Genomic DNA, 20,225 nt, shown 5'->3' with positions numbered 1-20,225 from the left:
CTTAGTATTGTATTTGAATTTACTTTTTCTTTAGAACTATTTCAAAGATATTTGTTATTTAAATACCCCGGAAATGAATGAAACAAATGCTTCTATTATCACGATTGGCGATGAATTATTGATAGGACAAACCATTGATACCAACAGCGCGTTTATAGGCCAGGAACTGAATAAGATCGGTATATGGGTAAAACGGCGTGTGGCCGTGGGCGATGTGTATGATGATATATGGAAGGCGCTGGATGAAGAAAGAAAATATTCGAGGCTCATCATTATTACAGGCGGACTCGGTCCTACTGCCGACGATATTACCAAACCATTGCTGTGCGATTATTTTAAAACAAAACTGGTACGGAACGAAGCAGTGCTGGCGCATTTACATAACCTTTATGTAAATGTTTATAAAAGAAAGGCCTACTTAACCGAACAAAATATCAAACAGGCTGATTTACCCGAAAGCTGTACCTTATTGCATAATGCTCATGGCTCCGCCTCGGGCATGTGGTTCGAAGGTCAGAATAGGGACGGAGAAAAAATAATTTTTATATCTATGCCGGGCGTTCCCTATGAAATGAAAAAAATATTTACCGAAGAAGCTCTGCCAAAAATTATTGAAACATTTGGAGGATATACCGTAGCACATAAAGTATTATCCACGTTTGGTATGGGAGAATCGCTGGTTGCAGAAAAAATAGCAGAGATAGAACAGCACCTGCCGCCACATATCAGGCTGGCTTATTTGCCTGGTTACGGACAGGTAAAACTAAGGCTTACCGGCAGGGGTACCAATAAGGAATTACTGGAAAAGGAAATGGCAATGCCGTATGAACAAATATGTACCGCTTTAAAAGAAATTGCCATTGCAGACAATGATGATACACTGGAAACAATTATTGGCAAGCTGCTGCAGAAACAGAAAAAGACCCTGGCCACTGCAGAAAGCTGCACAGGAGGTTATATAGCACACTTGCTCACCAGCGTACCCAAATCCTCATCTCATTTTAACGGAGCTGCAGTTACTTACAATAACAATATCAAAGAAAAGATTTTAGGCATACGCCATGAGACGCTGGAAACCGAAGGCGCGGTTAGCGAGTCTACCGCAAAACAAATGGTTGCAGGCGCACTTGAACAATTTGATGCCGATTATGCAGTAGCTACCACCGGCATTATGGGGCCTCCTTCAGATAATGACGAAAAACCCGTAGGGACTGTTTGGATCGCGGCAGGAAATAAAAATAAAACGGTTACCAAACTTTTAAACCTTGGTTACGACAGGGATAGAAATATACAATCCACGGCACAACAGGCGTTGAATTTGCTAAGGAAGTTTATTATTGAAAATTCGCAATAAACTGCCATTAACGCAAGAATGAGTTGTTGGTTTACTGCTTCGTTCGCAATTTGTGCCAGCATAAAATGGCGTATTGACTGTCGCCCTGTTCCAATGGTTATCAGAAGAAGAAAGGTTACCGGAAGCGGCGCCGGCAAGCTCAGCCTGGCATAACTGGTATAAAAATATGGTTGGCATGAGATTAGGTTAATATTCGTGCATCTGTGGCATATTTCATAACCGGTCTGAAAGGTTAATTTCATTTCCCTACTTTTGTGAAGCTGCATTTTACTCGTATCAGCTATGCTGCCACTTATACAGCAGTTAAAGTGTGCGACGCAACATGGATGATAGTAGCAATGCAGCCGGGTAAAAAATTAAAAAACAATTATTACAATGGCAATAGTTGATCTGGTAATGCCTAAGCTGGGCGAAAGCGTAATGGAAGCAACCGTTCTGAAATGGTTAAAAAACGTAGGTGATACTGTGAAGATGGATGAAACCGTGCTGGAAATTGCCACCGATAAAGTGGATAGTGAAGTACCCAGCACTGCCGAAGGCATTATTACGGAGATACTGTACAAAGAAAATGATGTAGTGCCGGTAGACACCGTTATTGCTAAGATCCAGACCGAAGGAAGCTCCGAAAATATCATACCGGAAGCTGAGGCACAACCACCTGTTGCAGAAGAAAAAGCGGGTCATGCCGAAGATATAAAAGACACACCCGCCGAAGTAGTATCCTCTCAAATAAATAAGGAAACAGGTTTAAGAAACAGCAGCAGTGCGAAATTCTATTCGCCGCTGGTGCTCAATATTGCTGCAAGAGAAAGTATCCCGCTGAGTGAGCTGGAGCAGATAAATGGCAGCGGTAACGAAGGGCGTGTAACAAAAAATGATATCCTGGATTATATTGCCAGGCGTAGCCAAAGCGATGTGCCTGCAAAAGCAGTAAACCGGGAGCCTGCCACCGTAACTGCACTTGAAAGGCCGGCTACACAAGCCAGCGGTAACGTGGAAATCATTGAAATGGACCGTATGCGCAAGCTGATTGCAGAGCACATGGTACGCAGCGTACATACCAGCCCGCATGTAACCAGCTTTAGTGAGGCTGATGTTACGAATATAGTGCAGTGGCGGGATGCCATAAAAAATGAATTTGAGAAACGTGAAGGCACTAAGATCACGTTCACCCCCTTATTTATTGAAGCTATTGTAAAGTGCATTAAAAAATTCCCGTTAATAAACAGCTCGGTGGATGGAGACCGGATCATTATAAAGAAAGATATTAATATAGGCATGGCCGCGGCTTTGTCTAATGGCAACCTGATCGTGCCTGTGATTAAAAATGCAGATCAGCTGAACCTTGTGGGCCTGGCCAAACAGGTCAACCACCTGGCCAATGCAGCGCGTAGCTCCAAGCTAAAGCCAGATGATACACAAGGCGCTACTTTTACACTTTCCAATATAGGAACTTTCGGCAGCCTGATGGGTACACCCATTATCAACCAGCCGCAGGTAGCTATTATGGCTGTGGGCGCTATCAAAAAACGTCCGGTTGTTATAGAAACCCCGCATGGAGACAGTATTGCCATCCGCCACATGATGTATATCAGCATGAGCTACGATCATCGTATTATTGATGGTAGCCTGGGCGCTACTTTTGTAACAGCGGTAGCTAAGGAGCTGGAAAATTTTCAGCCCAGGGAATTCTAACTTTTCATGAGCTTTTTGGCTTTTGTTGGGGAATTCCTATTATACCCCCAGCCTTAAATTTATATTTGTCCATAACTACAAAAAAAATACACTTATGGACAATTATAAAAATTTATATTTGTCCACAACTATATAAAAAGTATGTTTATGGACAACTATATCAATACGCATACCGAGGCACAGGAAGTAATAGGAAGAACGGATGAAAAAACAATCCTCAAAGAGGCACTAAACTCTGGTGAGGCTGAACTTATTGCCCTGTACGGAAGGCGACGGGTAGGAAAAACCTTCCTGGTACGTAATTACTTTGCGTCGCAGATAGCCTTCGAATTTACCGGTATGCACGAAGCCGGCCTTCAGGATCAGTTGTTTAATTTTAGCCAGGCCTTACAAGCAGCCGCAACCATCGCGATTCCTCCTGCAATCCCTCAAAACTGGATCCAGGCGTTTACCATGCTTACCGACTTTTTAAAAACAAAGTTGGGAAAGAAACCAACAGTGGTACTCTTCGACGAATTTCCATGGATACATACACCTAAATCGAAGTTCCTGGAAGCCTTTGGTCATTGGTGGAATACCTGGGCTTCCCTGCAGCCACAGTTAAAAGTGATTATCTGCGGTTCGGCAGCTTCCTGGATGATAAAAAACATCATCAACAACCGGGGCGGCCTGCATAACCGGGTTAGCCGCACCATTCGTTTACTGCCCTTTTCCCTGGCTGAATGCGCGCGTTATCTCAAAAGCAGGCAAATCCGGCTGGATCAGTACCAGATCTTACAGCTTTATATGGCAATGGGCGGCATTCCGCTATACCTGAAACAGGTAAACAAAGGAGAAAGCGCCAGCCAGGCGATTGATAAGCTTTTTTTTGAAAAAAATGGTTTTTTAAAAAACGAATTTAATAACCTCTACCGCTCACTGTTTAATAACGCCGGTAACCACGAGGCCATTGTACGGGCATTGGCAAAAAAGCCTTCCGGCATGAGCCGATATGAACTGATAGAGGCCTGCGGATTTACCACAGGAGGAGGAACCACCCGGATATTCGATGAGCTGGAGCAATCGGGCTTCATTGCTCAATACATTCCGTTTGAAAAAACGTCCCGCGACAGTATCTATAAACTATCGGATGAATACAGTTTGTTCTTTATGAAGTTTGTAGCGCACGCCCGGGCTACCGGAACAGGTACCTGGCAAAAAACAGCAACAGGACAATCCTATAAAAGCTGGTGTGGCCTTGCTTTTGAAGCCATTTGTCAAAAACATCCCCTTCAAATAAAACGGGCTCTGGGGATTGCAGGGGTGCTTACAGAAAATTCGGCCTGGCGCTACCATCCTAAAGTACAAACCGCTGCCGGAGCACAAATAGACCTGTTGCTGGACCGGCAGGACCACTGCATGAATGTATGTGAAATAAAATTTGCTGCCGGGGAGTTTGTAATCGATAAGAAATACGCAGGTGAACTGGATCATAAAATTACCGTATTCCGGGAGCAAACACAAACGAGAAAAACTATTTTTCCTACATTTATTACTACATATGGAGTAAAAAAGAACGATTATTACATTGGCAGGGTACAGGCAGAAGTGACAATGAAAGACCTGTTTGCATAGCATACCGATCCAGGATAAGCGGTCATTAATATGGACCTTCCTACATTTTGCAATATTTTTTTAAATTACAGGAATTTACAATAAGAATCTCATGAGGCAACTGATCTTATATGCTTTTATAGCAGCCTTACACACCGCGGCTTTTGCACAGAAAAAGCCCTTGAACCACACGGTGTATGACGCATGGCAGTCTGTGGAAAAAATAAAGATCAGTAACAATGGGAACTGGATCGTGTATACTATCAAAGTGCAGGAAGGTGATGATGATTTGGTCATACAATCAAGAGTGAACACTTACAAAAAAATAATTCCCCGCGGGTATGATGCGAACATTACAGGAGATAACAGGCATGTGGTTTTTAAGATAAAGCCATTGTATAAGGATATAAGAGCGGCAAAGATCAGGAAGAAAAAAGCCGACGAAATGCCTAAGGACAGCTTCGCAATAATGGAATTAGGCAGCAACGACATTCAAAAGTACCCGAACCTGATTTCGTTTCAAATGCCAAAAGAAGAAAATGAATGGGTAGCATGCTTATTCCGAAACCAGCCTCAACCCAAACCAGGCTACAGATCAGATAAAAGTAAGGACAGCCTCAGACAGGTGATTGATTCTTTACAATATATTATCAGTACCATAACGCCTGCCGGGGAGGAAAAAGACAGTATTGCTGATCCGGGGAAGAACAATCGCCTGTTACTGATCAATACGGCGAACGGAGACAAACAATCATTCATTAATGTAAATGACTATGTCTTTAATACCAAGGGAACACATTTGTTGCTGGAACAAACGTTAAACCTGAAAGATACAGCTAAAACGGCCCGCATTGTGCTGTATCATTTAAACACGAAAAAAGCTGATACTTTAATACGGGGCGGCAACGACTTTAAGAATCTCACTATATCAGACAACGGAGATCAGGTTGCCTTTGTAGCAGAGCGGGATGCAAAACACAAAGCATTCAGCAGGTTTTATAAACTCTGGTATTATAAGCAGGCTATGGACAGCGCCATTATTTTAGTAGACACATTAACAAACCATTTTCCTAAAGGCAGCACTGTAAGTGAGTTTGCAAAAATCAGCTTCAGTAAATCAGGAGAAAGGCTCTTATTTGGCACATCGCCTGTACGGCCGCCAAAAGATACAAGTCTTGATATTGATAAAGTGAACGTGGATGTATGGAATTACAAGGATGATTATCTGCAACCTTACCAGTTAGAAAATCAAAAAAAAGACAGGGAAAAAAGTTACCTGGCGGTCTATGATTTTAACAACCGCAAAATGCTTCAGGTGGGAAGCAAATATTTACCCAATGTGTATGAAGGTACTAATGCTGATGCCCGTTATTTTGTAGCAGTAACAGATACCGGCCGGCGCGTGGCATCTCAGTGGACGGGAAGTACCCTTAAAGATGTATATCTTTTTGATGCGGCTAATGAAAGCTTCATCCCTGCTATAAAAAACCTGGATGGAGATATACGGCCAACCTGGATATCGCCGTCGGGCAAATATGTTTTATGGTATAATAACCAGACAAGGCATTATTACTCTTTCGATGGCATCAACGTAAAAAATATAACCGCAGCGATAAAAGCGCCATTGTATGATGAAGAGAACGATGTACCGGACAACCCTTCTCCGTACGGCATAATGGGATGGCAGGATGGAGATCAGCATATTTTAATTTATGACAGGTATGACATCTGGCTGGCAGACCCAGCAGGTAAAGCAGCGCCTGTAAATCTTACAGGTAATAGTAGAAAAGGCAAGACCACCTACCGCTATGTACAAACTGATGCAGACGAAAAATATATAAGGTCTGCCGATAAAAGCATTTTAAAAACATTTAATCATGTAACCAAAAAAAGCGGATTGAAGGTTCTGGAAAATAATAAGGTAAACAGCCTGCTATTTGATCGGGAAATCTTCAACGAACAACCTTTTTCCTATGACCAGGTAACGAAGGCCAGGGACACAGCCATATATGTGTATACCAAAGAAAGCTATACGCAATCTCCTGACATATATGTTTACCAGAACGGGAAAGAAAAAAAACTTTCAGCCATTAATCCTCAGCAACAAAAATATAACTGGGGTACGGCCTCTTTATATTATTGGAAAACATACTCGGGTAAAGCAGCCACAGGCATTTTATATAAACCGGAAAATTTTGACAGCACCCAAAAGTATCCTGTTATTTTATACTTTTATGAAAAGCTGTCGGACAACCTTTACAAATATATTCCGCCAGCGCCTACAGCCAGCCGCCTGAATATTTCTTTTTTTGTAAGCCGCGGGTATGTGGTGATGACTCCTGATATTTCCTATACCATCGGGCATCCTGCAAAAAGTGCATACGATTACATAGTAAGCGGCGCGAAGGCATTAACCCGGCATAGCTGGGTAGATGCCAATCGCATGGGGATCCAGGGACAAAGCTGGGGCGGCATACAGGTAGCGCAGCTAATAACCATGACGCCTATATTTGCAGCCGCATGGTCGGGCGCCCCTGTGGCCAATATGACCAGCGCCTATGGCGGCATCAGGTGGAGCAGCGGTATGAACCGCCAGTTTCAATACGAAAAAACACAAAGTCGTATCGGTGCCACGCTATGGGAAAAACCTGAATTATATATTGAGAACTCACCCCTGTTCCATCTGCCCAAAGTAACAACGCCCTTAGTTATTATGGCCAATGATAATGATGGCGCCGTTCCCTGGTATCAGGGAATTGAATTATTTACCGGGATGCGCCGATTAGGCAAACAGGTATGGATGCTAAACTATAACGGCGAAGAGCATAATCTTGTACAACGCAAAAACAGGAAGGATATACAGGTACGGGAACAACAATTTTTTGACTGGCTCTTAAAAGGCGACAAGCCTGCCAAATGGCTATTGGAAGGCGTTCCGGCAATTGATAAGGGTAATAATCGGGGCCTGGAATTAGCGCAATAAAATCACCATCACTTATTTTCCCAGGATCTCCTCAAGTTTGGCGTCAAGATCGTCTCCCCTCAGATCTTTTGCGATGATCTTCCCATCGGGGTCAACAAGCAGGTTTCTCGGAATAGATGTGATACGGTATTTCATAGCCACTTCGTTTTCCCAACCCTTAAGATCGCTTACCTGTGTCCATTTCAACTCGTCTTTGGCAATCGCCCTTAACCAGTCTTCCTTATCTTCATCCAGCGACACACCTAATACCGTAAAATTTTTGTCTTTATACCGGTTAAAAGTTTTTACAAGAAAATGATTCTCTTTACGACACGGGCCGCACCAGCTTGCCCAGAAATCTATCAGCACATATTTACCCCTGAACTGTGATAAAGAAACCTGCTGGCCCGAGGTATCTGCCTGCGAAAAATCGAGCGCGATGCTGCCTACTGCGTGGAACCGGGCATCCACAACCGCTTTTTTAAGCTGGCCGCCAAATACATTGCTCAAAGCAGCTGGTTTCAAACTGTTGGTGCGTTTTTCTAAAACATCTATATCATCTGTAATGCTGATGGTGGACAAAATAGCCAAAGCACTTACGGGGGAAGCAGGATTTTTAGCAATGAAATTGTCTACCGATTTTTGAATATCATCAATGGCATTTTGCAGCTTCTTATCGCCCGTTAAAGTACCATCGGCATATTGCATTTCCCGCACCATCTGGTTGAGCTGGGAGAACTTTGGTACAAATATATTCTGAAAATCTTTAAAGCTGTTTTGGATCACAGAACCGGTAAAGCTCCAATCGTCGGGTTTTTGATCAACAGCGCCGGATACATTGACTGTTTCGTTGCCCAAAAGCACTGCTGTTTTAATACTGTCTCCCACGCTCAAGCCCAGCAAAGAAGCCCCTTCCAGCTTTGCAGAAAGCCTGAAAGCGCCTGCTTTTGATGTAGTTTCGGCTAGCGGAGCGCCGGGGTTCTCAAGATCGGTAAGCGATACCGCAGTATTATCAGTCAATCCCGAAATAGTACCAGTTAATGTTAACTGCTGTGCAAATGAGCATAAAGGAAGAAAAAAAATAGTGAGGAACGATAAGAATTTCATTAAAGATATTTACAATTTAAAAAAGATTGCGTACAGCATAAAAGCCGGCAGCTTACTTGTTAATCGAAAAACAGATGGCCCATACACCGGGCTGGTTGCAAAATTATCCTGCTATAATTTAGCAATTTGTTAATTAAGGATACTTTGTATAAAGCATTTTGTCATTACCTCAGGTGATGGAGCCTGCTGGATGATCTTTATATATGCAGAACCAATAATTGCGCCATTTGTATACTTACAGGCATCATTAAAGGTTTTCTTATCCTTAATGCCAAAGCCTACCAGCACCGGATTCTTCAGCTGGTAGCTTTGTAACCGTTGCAGGTATTTTTCAACCTCATTAAAATCTTTTTCGCCGCCGGTTGTGGAAGAAGAAGATACGGCATACAAAAAACCGCTGCTCAGGCTATCAAGTTTTTTGACACGCTCTTCCGAAGTTTCGGGCGTTACCAGGAAAATAAGATGCAAATTATATTTTTCCAAAATAGCTCGGTACATTCTTTCAAATTCATGCTGGGGCAGATCGGGCAATATGAGCCCGTCAATACCCGCTTTGGCAGCATCTGCACAAAAATTCTCAAATCCATATTGTAGTACAGGATTCATATACCCCATTAATACTACCGGTATGGTGATCTGGTCACGCATATTTGCAAGCTGTTGAAACAACACCTGCATATTCATTCCATTGGCCAGTGCAACAGCGCTGCTTTTCTGGATGGTTTCTCCATCTGCCAGCGGATCACTGTAAGGCATTCCGAGCTCTATAATATCCGCTCCGCTTTCCTGTAATGCCTTCATTACCGGCAGCGTGCTGTCCAGCTTAGGAAACCCCGCTGTGCAATAAATATTTAAGATCTTTTTTCCTGATTTAAAAATTTCAGTTAATCTGCTCATTTTATTCTGATTTCAAGTTACTGGTTTCAGATCACCGGTCAACGTTGGCGAAAAAATATGTAAGGATGATACAGGGGCATTTGTTGAAGTAAGCAACGCTCTGAGGAGGTATTCGGAAGATTCCTCCGGACTTTTGGAGAACATTAACGCTATATCCTGTTGCAAGCAGGTATTCTGCTGCCGGGGGCAGCACTTTCAATTCATGTATTATAAGCACCTGCTCACTATTTATCATTGACTACTCAACTCACTTCTTATTCAACTCCTTCATATATGTTTCCATATCCTTATCACCGCGTCCGCTTAAACAAATCACGATATTATCATCTCTATCAAACCTGATTTGATCTAATGCAGCCAGCGCGTGCGCGCTTTCCAGTGCAGGAATAATGCCTTCCAGCCTGGCCAGCTCAAATGCAGCATCTAACGCCTCTTTATCCGTAGCGCTTAAAAATTTGCCGCGCCCGGTAGTAAACAAATTGGCGTGCATGGGCCCAATACCCGGGTAATCCAATCCCGCCGAAATACTGTGCGGTTCTACTACCTGGCCGTCTTCGGTTTGCATTACAAAACTTTTGCTGCCGTGCAAAATCCCCGGCTTGCCTAATTGTGTAGTAGCGGCGCTCATACCCGATGCTACACCGCAACCCGCTGCTTCCACAGCTATGATCTCAACAGAAGGCTCATCTAAAAAATGGTAAAAAGTACCTGCCGCATTGCTGCCACCACCCACACAGGCAATAACGGCTTTAGGTAATTCTGTACCTGTTTTTTCTTTTAGCTGTGCACGTATCTCCCGGCTGATCACACTTTGAAAACGGGCCACCATATCGGGGTAAGGATGCGGACCTACCACACTCCCGATAATGTAAAAGGTATTTTCAGGATGGTTGATCCAGTCACGGATCGCCTCGTTGGTAGCGTCTTTTAAAGTTCTGCTTCCGCTGGTGGCAGGAATAACTGTAGCGCCCAGCATTTTCATCCGTGCCACATTAGGTGCCTGGCGCTCAATATCTTTTTCTCCCATATATACGATACACTGCAACCCTTTGAGGGCACAGACAGTTGCAGTTGCCACCCCGTGTTGTCCCGCACCTGTTTCTGCAATGATGCGCTTTTTACCGAGACGCTCTGCAACCAATATTTGCCCGATCGTATTATTTACTTTGTGGGCGCCCGTATGGCAAAGATCTTCCCGCTTCAGGTAAATATTTGTATGATACTTTTGAGATAGTCTCCCTGCATAATATAAAGGAGTTTCGCGCCCTGCATAATCTTTTAATAAGAAACGGTATTCTTCCTGGAAAGGGGCGCTGTTGATAATATCTAAATAATTGGAACGAAGCTCGTCCACATTCCTGTACAACATTTCGGGGATATAAGCGCCACCAAATTCTCCATAGTAACCCTGCTTGTCGGGCTCTTTATAAGTCGCCTGCATGATAGTCAATAAATTTTAAGGGGATGTAAAGATAAGAAAACTGCACGCCATTAAAATGGCAAAGAATATTTAGCGGCGCCAACGCCAGCAAAAAGAAGAAGCAATAATATGTAATTTATCTATCGCCATTGTAACGCAAAGATAGTTATTAATAGTTCAATAAGTACAATGGTGCATAACATTTTTGCTGTCCGTCATAAGAGCGACAGCACCGAGCCGACATTGCTGACGTTTTTCACCAACAATTAGATATCGGATTTATTAAAAAACCTTGTACACCGTACAATTTGCCATTATGCGGTATAATACTTTCACCTGATTATCGCCGTTCCACAAGTAAAATTATTAGCCCGTATTGAAGACGCTACGTATACTTTTGAACAATCTGTTTTCAGCACATTAGAAGCGTTCCAACAATTATGATAAATGATACATGGCATAATAATCTATGAACTCCTTTCTAACAATGACGGCTTTTCTTCCAATAGCTACATTTCGTATAGATTTGAGCAGTTGAAATAAAACTACCTTAACTAAAAACAGTATATTCTTGGTTTTCATTTTATCTAGCTGTTAATATAAATATTAAAAAATGTTATTTCTAAACAGCGAATGTAAGATAACACTACCGCTAAATATCCGGGTATTTTTCCCATTTTTTTAAGGCAGATTTATATAAAATTCTTAACGCTTCACCCATCTGTTATTTATTTTTGAAGCTATGACGCAGCGTGTGACAATAAAACGGCTAAGCTGGGCAATATTACTGGTATTCGCTATTGGAATTAAAATCATATCGTTCCATTCTGCCTGGGTTGAGGAATATTATACGTATGGCATATACCCGTTTATTGCAATAGTGCTGAGGTATCTCTTTGGCTGGCTGCCTTTTAGTGCAGGAGACATACTTTATACAGCTCTTGTTATTTGGGCCATTCATCGCGTTTTGACAGTAATCAAACACGCTAAAATTCAAAGATATTCCCGGTCGTATATGCTACGCACACTCAGGAGAACAGTATTTGTATGGCTGCTTGTGTATGTGCTGTTTTACAGTTTGTGGGGATTGAATTATTCGCGGGCAGGCATAGCAAGCCAGCTGGGCCTTAAAGAGCAACAATACTCTGCCAAAGACCTGGATACACTGGTTCATTTATTAAGAGACCGTGTGAATGATTACGCCAAACAGCTTACACCCGCAACCAGAGATTCTTTTAAAACTAAAAAGAATTTATTTTCGAATGCTTCATTGTTGTATAACATAGCGGGAGAAAAGTATCCTTTTCTCGCTTACAAAGGTTATTCGGTAAAGCCATCCCTGTTTAGTTACCTGGGTAATTATATGGGTTTCCAGGGCTATTATAACCCTTTTACCGGGGAAGCACAGGTAAATACAACCATACCTCCATCTGTAGAACCTTTTGTAGCAGCTCATGAGATCGCCCACCAGTTGGGTTATGCCAAAGAAAGCGAAGCTAATTTTGTAGGATTCCTATCCTGCAGGTTACACCCTTCAGTTCATTTCAGGTATTCCGTTTATTTTGACATGTACCATTATGCCATCCGGGAACTGGCTTATATAGACTCTGCGAAGGCTAATGCTTACGACAGCACATTGCATATGCAGGTAAAAAAAGACAAGGCCGACTATATTGCTTTTTATAAGAAATACCAGAACCCGGCAGAGCCTTATATTGATAAATTTTATGGCTATTTTTTAAAAGCCAACAACCAGCCCAGGGGCAGGCAGTCCTATAACGACGTGGTCATTTGGCTGATCGCTTACTACAAAAAATTGGGTACGGAAGCTATTTAAGCTTATCAGGTTGCCTTATAATTCGCAAAAGTCTTTCCAATTTCCCAACCTTTGTCGAAAAATAATTTAAATTATTGATTATCAATTCGATAAATAACGTGCGCTTGATTAAACGAAACATGTTGATTCCAGAAATAATCCGTACCTTCGCCCTCCGAATTTTTAAACCCTTCGGATTTTTTTATGAATTTTTATTTTAAACAATTAAACGCTGATGCACAGGAGAACGCGGGCGCTGCCGAACAACCGGTGGAAGAAGCTTCTGCAGCGACAACAACAGCACCTGTGGAAGAAGCTCCTGTAGCAACTCCGGTGGCTGAAAAGGTGGAAACCCCGCCTGCCGAACAGGAGGGTGCGCACGACGATTTCGATTGGAGTGTAGACAAACGCAATGTTTCTTCTTACTCTAAAGAAGAAAAAGAAAAGTACGACAAAGTTTATGAAAACACTTTCATTCAGCTGAACGATGGTGAACTGGTAAACGGTACTGTTGTAGGCCTTACCAATACTGATGTGGTTTTGAACATTGGTTTCAAAAGTGATGGCCTTATTTCTTTAAACGAGTTTCGCGACATGGCCGGCCTTAAAATAGGCGATGAGGTAGAAGTGATGATCGTTGAAAAAGAAGACAGGGACGGACACCTGAACCTGAGCCGCAAACAAGCCCGCACCACACGTGCATGGGAAAAAATTGTTGAGGTTAACAAAACAGGCGAAGTGGTTACCGGCCTGGTTACTTCTAAAACCAAAGGCGGACTTATTGTTGATGTATTTGGCATGGAAACCTTCCTTCCCGGTTCTCAGATCGATGTTAAACCTGTTACAGATTACGATCAGTTCGTAGGTAAAACAATGGAGTTCAAAGTGGTTAAGATCAACGAAACCATTAAGAACGCTGTGGTGTCTCATAAAGCGCTTATCGAAAGCGATATGGAAGCACAACGTGCAGAAATTATTGGTAAGCTGGAAAAAGGCCAGGTATTGGAAGGTACCGTTAAGAATATCACCGATTTCGGTGCATTTATGGACCTGGGCGGCTTAGACGGCTTACTGTATATCACCGATATTTCATGGGGCCGTATTTCTCACCCGAACGAGGTGTTGAAAATGGATCAGAAACTGAACGTGGTGGTATTAGATTTCGACGACGAGAAAAAACGTATCAGCCTTGGCTTAAAACAATTAACACCGCACCCCTGGGATGTGCTGCCTGAAGATATTAAAGAAGGCAACACTGTAAAAGGTAAAGTAGTGAACATAGAAGATTACGGTGCGTTCTTAGAGATCTATCCTGGTGTTGAAGGTTTAGTTCACGTAAGTGAAATTACCTGGGCTAACACGCCGATCAATGCTAAAGACTTCTTCAAATTGGGCGATGAGCACGAAGCGAAGATCGTTACTTTAGATAAGGATACCCGCAAAATGAGCCTTTCTATCAAACAATTGACAGAAGATCCATGGAACGATATCGAAAGCAGGTTTGCTGAAGGTACCAAGCATGAAGGCGAAGTGAAAAACATTACCAACTATGGTGTGTTTGTTGAGCTGGCGCAAGGTATTGGTGGTATGATCCACATCAGCGACCTGAGCTGGCTAAAACGTTTCAACCACCCGGGTGAGTACACTAAAGTGGGTGAAAAAATCGATGTAATCATTTTAGGTATTGATAAAGAAAACCGCAAACTGCAGTTAGGACATAAACAACTGGAAGAAGATCCCTGGAATACCCTTCAGGATACCTTTGCTATCGGCAGCATCCACGAAGGAACCATCACCCGTAAAGACGACAAAGGTGCTACGATTCAGTTGCCTTACGGCCTCGAAGGATTTGCTCCCAACCGTCACCTGACTACCAAAGATGGTAAGTCTTTAGGTTTGGATGAAACTGCAGAATTTGTAGTAATCGAGTTTGACCGTAACGAGAAGCGTATCGTTGTTTCTCATGCCAGAGTTTGGGAACAGGAACAATACGCAGAACGTGAAGGCATCAAGAAAGCGGAACGCGCTGAAGCTGAGAAAACCAAGAAAGCGGTTAAATCTATTCAAAGCAAAGTAGAGAAAGCCACTTTAGGTGATTTGGGCGTACTGGCAGATCTGAAAAAGAAAATGGACCAGGAAGCATCAAACGCAGCCGCAGCTAAAAAAGATAGCGCAGCCGGCGAAGAAAAAGCCTAATTCATTTTTCCTGATATTTCAATGCCCCGGAATTGCCGGGGCATTTTTATTACCGTGCCAGACCGGAACGGTCAGACCTGTCAAGAAAAGCAGAATCATACGCCAGCGTATGAAGGAATTTGTCATCTTTTAAATAAGCGCTCATCCACACGCAGCATCCTCGAATAATGGATATTTACTTTTTCAAAATGAGGATGTTGGGGATTGAGCAATATATTGTACTCCTCGGGCATCACAGCCGATGGTACTTTCAATGCCAGGTGCTTTCTATTTTTAATGAACCGGTCGCCTGTTTGTTTTATATTGTCGGGTGGTGGATTTACAAACCAGTTATCTGGAAGTTGTTCTGCTGAAATCTCGGCAATGCTGTCATTAGGTATCTCCAGGCAAACCATGCAAAGGTTAAGCTGCACGATCGTGGTGATATGTACCACACTTTCCAGCATAGCCAGCGAAGGTGATTGCGCAGTATAAAGTATAAAAGTTCCTTTATGGTGCCATCGGCCTGAATACAGCGATGCACCCGTTCCGCTAAGATCATCAATGAATTTACATTTGCTGATTCGGTAAACTTTCATTTAGTTGCAGGTTACTGGTTCCATTAAGTTCCGTTTTTGGGTTTCCGGCTTCTTAAGCAAAAATTCCATGTTCGATACGGCCAAGCTCTTCAATAAGCAGGGCGATACCCATAGAGGTATCTAGAAAGCTCTTTGGTTTTTTATTACCCAGTGCACCTACCGGCGATTCCATCCATAGTTTAAACGACTCCATATTTTCAAAAACCTCAGCGCCTCTTGCATACAGGCGCGCCAGCTCCAATACCCGCTCAGATTGATCTGCATTTAATTTTTGAGAAGGGGTATAGCGACGTAATGTTCTTTCCGAAGTATGTATGATCGCAGCCACTTCTGCGGCAGAAAGATCTATTTCCCCGGCAAGGTGATCTAACGCCTTTTTGGGTACACCCGTCCGGATATAAGTAATAAAATCCGCTGTGTTATACAGCCCCTGGGAATTATTATGGATACCTAAAAGTGCCAAAGGCCCGGTTATATTTTTATTGGCAACATTGTAAGCTACAGCGGCCTCTTCCATAACAGGGAGTATTTCTTCTTCATTTGTATAATGATGTGTATTTTTTCGGCTTTTCATACTCTGCTTATATGTCCTAAAATTACGGACATTTGTCTGAAAATAAAAATTTTTCTTTAAACACTTCAGGTACAAAAAAACCGGGCTTGTGTCGGTTTTTAAAATTTGGGAAAAGCTATTTATCGGATTCGTACATACGTGCCCCTACCACCATCTTGCATGCAGGGTGGAGTGGAAATAGTCAGTGTATCTCCGTTTGTTTTTATTGCATCGAAGCTTCTATAAGTACCATTTTCATATTCGATAGCCCAGTATTCTTTTACATTGTTCCAATTACATTCAGTAATCTCCCTCCGGTAAATTCTATACTTTTGAGTAGATTCTACAATTCCGTCTGCATAATGTTTTAGTATTCCAGTTTTTGTTAGTTCAAGATAGTTTCCGTTTCCGGGTTGATACGTTGTATGAGACCAAGGATAAAAGGAGGTGGATGTACGCCGCTCCCACAATCCATAAAATTCATTTTTTTCTAATTTTTCTTTATTGCAGGAGGATACTGAAAGGACTACTGTGGCGATAAATAATAAATACAAGGATTTCATAATTTCTGTTTCTCTTCTTTAGAACGGATGTATTTATCGGAATGCAACAATTGTGAATAAAAAAAACCGGCACAAGGCCGGTTTTTTGTTAAATATATAATTGATTAAAAAATATAGCGAATACCTACCTGCATATTCCAGGTACTTGCTAAATTATAGTATTTACTGTACACGGTTTCTGCACCGGTTGGATTGAAAGTGTATTTACCACTACTAACACCAAGAATGCCCTGATCAGAGAAACCTCCGTAATTATAGGTATACCTGTTACCCCAGCCGCTGTTCAGCATATTTAATACGTTACGTATATCAACACTTAACTGTAATGTATGCTTTTTGTTACCAATTGTAGGAGCAATGTCCTGAAGTAACCTGAAATCTAATTGATTTACCCAGGGAAGCAGCGCATCATATCTATCCACATATTGCCCTTTCCGGTTTCTGAGATTTTTGTCCTTCTCAATAAATGCCCAAAAAGCATCCGCTTGCTGAACAGGTGTGTAAGTTGCTGTAACTGCCCCCGCAGCATTCTTTATTGTCAACGTTGTAAATTGATTTTCTAAGTCCGTTCTGCTTTCAGGTACAAAAAACAGGTCATTAGTGGCTCCGTCACCATTAATATTACCACCATACCGGTACAGGTATCTTTCCTGGGAAGAACCGGAATAGAACAGGCTAAGCGTTGTAGCTATGTTCTTGTTGGCATACTCAAACCTGTACGAAGCATAAGCATTTACTCTGTGTGGTATATTATACATAGAATAACCCAGCTCAGGATCATTAGGGTTATTTATAATAGCATTTTGGGTCCAGCTACTTTGAGACCGGTCACCATTATTAGGAGATATATCTTTTGCTTCTGCATAAGTGTATGCTACTGAAGCCTGCCAGTTTTTGGAAAACCTTTTAGCCAACTGAGCAGTAAGCGCATAGGAGTATCCTTTAGAAGTATTATCCATCACAAATACCTGTCCCACTTTCGAGCTATAGGAAGTTTTATAAATATTTCTGTTATCACCGCCAAATCCGGTACGGGGGCCGCTCACATCTCCCAAATTGGCATTATAGTGATACACCCCGTTAATTGTTTTAGAGTAAATACCTTCAACAGTCGCAACAAATCCATTCCCTAAATTTTTGTCAACAGCTAAGTTGCTTCTCCATACCTGGGGGATTTTAAAATCGGGAGCCGTAACGCTGTAATAAGACCCCGGTATGATTCCGATAGTAGAGGGCAGCGTAGCAGGTGCATGAGCGGTTCTGTCTGGATTAAACAGGTAGTCGTTCATGTTAGCATTAGCAGACGTATAAGTTACCTGTGTATTCAGAACACCATTGTCTGAGGACTGGTTTACCAGCCATACAAACGGAATTCTTCCTGTAAAAATACCGGTACCTCCTCTTACAGTCCAGCTCTTGTCTTCGCCTGCAATATAAGTAAAGCCTACCCTTGGAGATACTAACACCCTTGCTTTAGGCCATATACCCACATCCGCCCTGAATTCTTTACCTGACGGATCACGAAGTGGAATGGCATATAATGAATCATTCGATACTTTATCACCAGGATAAAACGGCAGATCAAATCTGGCACCAAAAGTAAGTTTAAGACGATCGTTTACAGCAAATTCGTCCTGCAGATAGAAACCAAACTGGGCAAAATTGGCTTTAGCCGCCTGAACAGCAGCCTTATCTTTATTACTATAGGTGAGCGCAAAAACAGTAGGAGCTTTATTATCAATAAAATCCTGCAATGAAGCATAACGATAATAGCTTTGGCCACCAAAATTAGCGAATGAGTTTTCAAAAGTCATATAATCTAAACTAACACCAGCCAGAATATTATGTCTGCCCAGGTTCCAGCTAACATTGTCTGCAATATTCAAAGTGTTATTCTTTACATAGTTGTTATAAGAATACAGCTCCGAACCAAAGCTGATCAGTACATTATCAGCATCACGCATAATATCAACAAACGGGAACTGATTACCAGGGGTTTCCCGGAAATCGTGAACTTTAGTATAAGAAGCTAAAAACTGATTTGATACGCTACTGTTGAATTTACTGTTCAATTCTCCAACTATAGAGTAAACATTATTGTTTTGCTTATAGTTCGCATTTGAAAATGCCAAACCACCTGACTTTCCTCCCCTTCGTCCATTATTAATCCTGGGATTAGGGCCACTGCTGGTATTGATCAGCACATCATCTGAAGTCTCGGCCTGGTTATACCGGATTGAAAAGCGGTTATTGTCATTGATATTCCAGTCTATACGGGCCAGAAATTTACTATTGATCGTTTTGAAATCGTACCCTGAAAAGGAACCTGCTTCATAGCCATATTTTGACTTTAAATGATCGCTGAGTTTTACCATATCAGACTCTAATACGTTCGGTACAGCGTTTGGATTTTTATCGCCTGCAGTCTTGGAGGGTACCCATGATTGGCCAGGACTGGTCCTGCGGTCTATCTCTCCGTTTAAAAAGAAGAACAGCTTGTTTTTAATAATCGGTCCGCCAACGCTGGCCCCAAAAATGTTCGATGATGATTTTAATGCATCATCCAGTTTTGTTCCGTCCACCTTTTTACCGTTAAAGCTCTGATTTTTGTAATAGTCATAAACAGTAGCATATAGTTCATTGGTACCACGGCGGGTAACTGCGTTAATTCCTGCGCCTGTAAATCCGGCCTGACGAACATCGTAAGGCGCCAGATTGACCTGGATCTGATCGATCGCATCAATAGAAATAGGCTGAGAAGCACCGCCCGGTAATGGATTTGATCCCAAACCAAAGTTGTTATTGAACACAGAACCATCTACTGTGATATTATTATAGCGGCCGCTCATACCCAAAAAATTTCCTCCGTTAGCTTGTGGGGTCAGCTTGGTAGCATCCATTAAGCTACGGTTAATGTTGGGTAAATTAATAATCTGTGTCCGTGATATATTAGTAGCTGCGCCTACTCTCCGGTTATTGCCCATAGCGGAAACAACTACTTCCGATAATTGCTGTGATGTATTGGTTAAAATTACAGAGGCCTGGTACACTTCTCCCAACGGAATGTTAATATCCGTCAGCTTATAGGTTTCATAACCTACATTGGATATTTCCAGAACATAAGGGCCTCCCGGGTTCATATTCTGAATATAGAAATTTCCTCCGGTTTTAGTAACAGTCCTGTATTTAACTCCTGTTGGAATGTGGGTCAACTCAACGTTTGCTCCTATGAGGGCCTCATCGCTGATTCCTTTTACAGTACCAGATGCACCACTGGTCGTCACCTGTGCATAAGTAATGCCCACAAACAGAAATGTGAGGGACATTAAAAACAGAATTTTTTTCACCATGTAAAATGATTTTAAGCCGCAAAGAAAAGCAATAAAATTTAACATTTACCCCTCTTGTGTTAACAAATTGTAACCATTTCTTAACATATAAATATCTTGATTAACATCAACTTTTAATCATTTTCTAAAGCTCACCAGATA

General features: G+C 42.1%; 13 protein-coding genes. 6 read left to right on the top strand and 7 right to left on the bottom strand.

The features are described 5' to 3' along the window. Positions 1 to 73: 73 nt before the first annotated feature. From ACYVBM_RS17700 to ACYVBM_RS17685, 4 genes are all read left to right on the top strand, one after another. A complete protein-coding gene (locus ACYVBM_RS17700; protein ID WP_460687031.1) occupies positions 74 to 1,354 on the top strand; it encodes a CinA family nicotinamide mononucleotide deamidase-related protein in 1,281 nt (426 codons plus the stop codon). A 375-nt stretch (positions 1,355 to 1,729) separates the two neighbouring features. Then, on the top strand, positions 1,730 to 3,049 hold the full coding sequence (locus ACYVBM_RS17695; RefSeq protein WP_460687030.1) for a dihydrolipoamide acetyltransferase family protein: 1,320 nt from the start codon (positions 1,730 to 1,732) through the stop codon (positions 3,047 to 3,049). 147 nt (positions 3,050 to 3,196) lie between these two features. Continuing rightward, positions 3,197 to 4,663, top strand: coding sequence for an AAA family ATPase (locus tag ACYVBM_RS17690; RefSeq protein ID WP_460687029.1), 1,467 nt, complete (start codon positions 3,197 to 3,199; stop codon positions 4,661 to 4,663). Between the two features lie 91 nt (positions 4,664 to 4,754). Beyond that, the gene (locus ACYVBM_RS17685; RefSeq protein WP_460687028.1) at positions 4,755 to 7,625 is read left to right on the top strand and encodes an alpha/beta hydrolase family protein; all 2,871 of its coding nucleotides are present in this window, start codon (positions 4,755 to 4,757) and stop codon (positions 7,623 to 7,625) included. A 12-nt stretch (positions 7,626 to 7,637) separates the two neighbouring features. On the opposite strand, the gene ACYVBM_RS17680 is transcribed toward ACYVBM_RS17685, so the two are convergent. The 3 genes from ACYVBM_RS17680 to trpB form a co-directional block, all read right to left on the bottom strand. Continuing rightward, positions 7,638 to 8,711 (bottom strand): redoxin domain-containing protein, encoded by a 1,074-nt coding sequence (locus ACYVBM_RS17680; RefSeq protein WP_460687027.1) that lies wholly within the window; start codon positions 8,709 to 8,711, stop codon positions 7,638 to 7,640. A 129-nt stretch (positions 8,712 to 8,840) separates the two neighbouring features. Continuing rightward, positions 8,841 to 9,608 (bottom strand): tryptophan synthase subunit alpha, encoded by a 768-nt coding sequence (gene trpA, locus ACYVBM_RS17675; protein ID WP_460687026.1) that lies wholly within the window; start codon positions 9,606 to 9,608, stop codon positions 8,841 to 8,843. Between the two features lie 247 nt (positions 9,609 to 9,855). Continuing rightward, positions 9,856 to 11,049, bottom strand: coding sequence for a tryptophan synthase subunit beta (gene trpB / locus ACYVBM_RS17670; protein ID WP_460687025.1), 1,194 nt, complete (start codon positions 11,047 to 11,049; stop codon positions 9,856 to 9,858). 721 nt (positions 11,050 to 11,770) lie between these two features. Between trpB and ACYVBM_RS17665 the strand changes: the two genes are divergently transcribed. Both ACYVBM_RS17665 and rpsA read left to right on the top strand, forming a co-directional pair. Next, positions 11,771 to 12,865 (top strand): DUF3810 domain-containing protein, encoded by a 1,095-nt coding sequence (locus tag ACYVBM_RS17665; protein WP_460687024.1) that lies wholly within the window; start codon positions 11,771 to 11,773, stop codon positions 12,863 to 12,865. A 183-nt stretch (positions 12,866 to 13,048) separates the two neighbouring features. Beyond that, positions 13,049 to 15,040: a 30S ribosomal protein S1 gene (gene rpsA / locus ACYVBM_RS17660; protein WP_460687023.1), complete on the top strand. Its 1,992-nt coding sequence runs from the start codon at positions 13,049 to 13,051 to the stop codon at positions 15,038 to 15,040. Positions 15,041 to 15,162: 122 nt separating this feature from the next. On the opposite strand, the gene ACYVBM_RS17655 is transcribed toward rpsA, so the two are convergent. The 4 genes from ACYVBM_RS17655 to ACYVBM_RS17640 form a co-directional block, all read right to left on the bottom strand. Further along, on the bottom strand, positions 15,163 to 15,618 hold the full coding sequence (locus ACYVBM_RS17655) for an RES family NAD+ phosphorylase (protein WP_460687022.1): 456 nt from the start codon (positions 15,616 to 15,618) through the stop codon (positions 15,163 to 15,165). A gap of 52 nt (positions 15,619 to 15,670) precedes the next feature. Further along, positions 15,671 to 16,192 carry a type II RES/Xre toxin-antitoxin system antitoxin gene (gene parS / locus ACYVBM_RS17650; protein WP_460687021.1) on the bottom strand — a complete coding sequence of 174 codons (522 nt, stop codon included), beginning with the start codon at positions 16,190 to 16,192 and terminating at the stop codon, positions 15,671 to 15,673. A gap of 119 nt (positions 16,193 to 16,311) precedes the next feature. Continuing rightward, positions 16,312 to 16,734, bottom strand: a complete 423-nt coding sequence (locus ACYVBM_RS17645; protein WP_460687020.1) for a hypothetical protein — start codon at positions 16,732 to 16,734, stop codon at positions 16,312 to 16,314. Positions 16,735 to 16,838: 104 nt separating this feature from the next. After that, a complete protein-coding gene (locus ACYVBM_RS17640; protein ID WP_460687019.1) occupies positions 16,839 to 20,084 on the bottom strand; it encodes a TonB-dependent receptor in 3,246 nt (1,081 codons plus the stop codon). Positions 20,085 to 20,225 lie beyond the last annotated feature (141 nt).

It is taken from the genome of Niabella aquatica (genome assembly GCF_054779315.1).
The sequence above is the reverse complement of the archived record's forward strand: the minus strand, read 5'-3'. Positions and strand labels throughout refer to the sequence as shown.

Excerpts from the sequence above, each read along its gene's own strand:
- trpA (WP_460687026.1), bottom strand. The coding sequence starts at position 9,608 with ATGAGCAGATTAACTGAAATTTTTAAATCAGGAAAAAAGATCTTAAAT.
- parS (WP_460687021.1), bottom strand. The coding sequence starts at position 16,192 with ATGAAAAGCCGAAAAAATACACATCATTATACAAATGAAGAAGAAATA.
- ACYVBM_RS17665 (WP_460687024.1), top strand. The coding sequence starts at position 11,771 with ATGACGCAGCGTGTGACAATAAAACGGCTAAGCTGGGCAATATTACTG.
- ACYVBM_RS17690 (WP_460687029.1), top strand. The coding sequence starts at position 3,197 with ATGGACAACTATATCAATACGCATACCGAGGCACAGGAAGTAATAGGA.
- ACYVBM_RS17640 (WP_460687019.1), bottom strand. The coding sequence starts at position 20,084 with ATGGTGAAAAAAATTCTGTTTTTAATGTCCCTCACATTTCTGTTTGTG.
- ACYVBM_RS17645 (WP_460687020.1), bottom strand. The coding sequence starts at position 16,734 with ATGAAATCCTTGTATTTATTATTTATCGCCACAGTAGTCCTTTCAGTA.
- ACYVBM_RS17695 (WP_460687030.1), top strand. The coding sequence starts at position 1,730 with ATGGCAATAGTTGATCTGGTAATGCCTAAGCTGGGCGAAAGCGTAATG.
- ACYVBM_RS17700 (WP_460687031.1), top strand. The coding sequence starts at position 74 with ATGAATGAAACAAATGCTTCTATTATCACGATTGGCGATGAATTATTG.
- ACYVBM_RS17655 (WP_460687022.1), bottom strand. The coding sequence starts at position 15,618 with ATGAAAGTTTACCGAATCAGCAAATGTAAATTCATTGATGATCTTAGC.
- ACYVBM_RS17685 (WP_460687028.1), top strand. The coding sequence starts at position 4,755 with ATGAGGCAACTGATCTTATATGCTTTTATAGCAGCCTTACACACCGCG.
- trpB (WP_460687025.1), bottom strand. The coding sequence starts at position 11,049 with ATGCAGGCGACTTATAAAGAGCCCGACAAGCAGGGTTACTATGGAGAA.
- rpsA (WP_460687023.1), top strand. The coding sequence starts at position 13,049 with ATGAATTTTTATTTTAAACAATTAAACGCTGATGCACAGGAGAACGCG.
- ACYVBM_RS17680 (WP_460687027.1), bottom strand. The coding sequence starts at position 8,711 with ATGAAATTCTTATCGTTCCTCACTATTTTTTTTCTTCCTTTATGCTCA.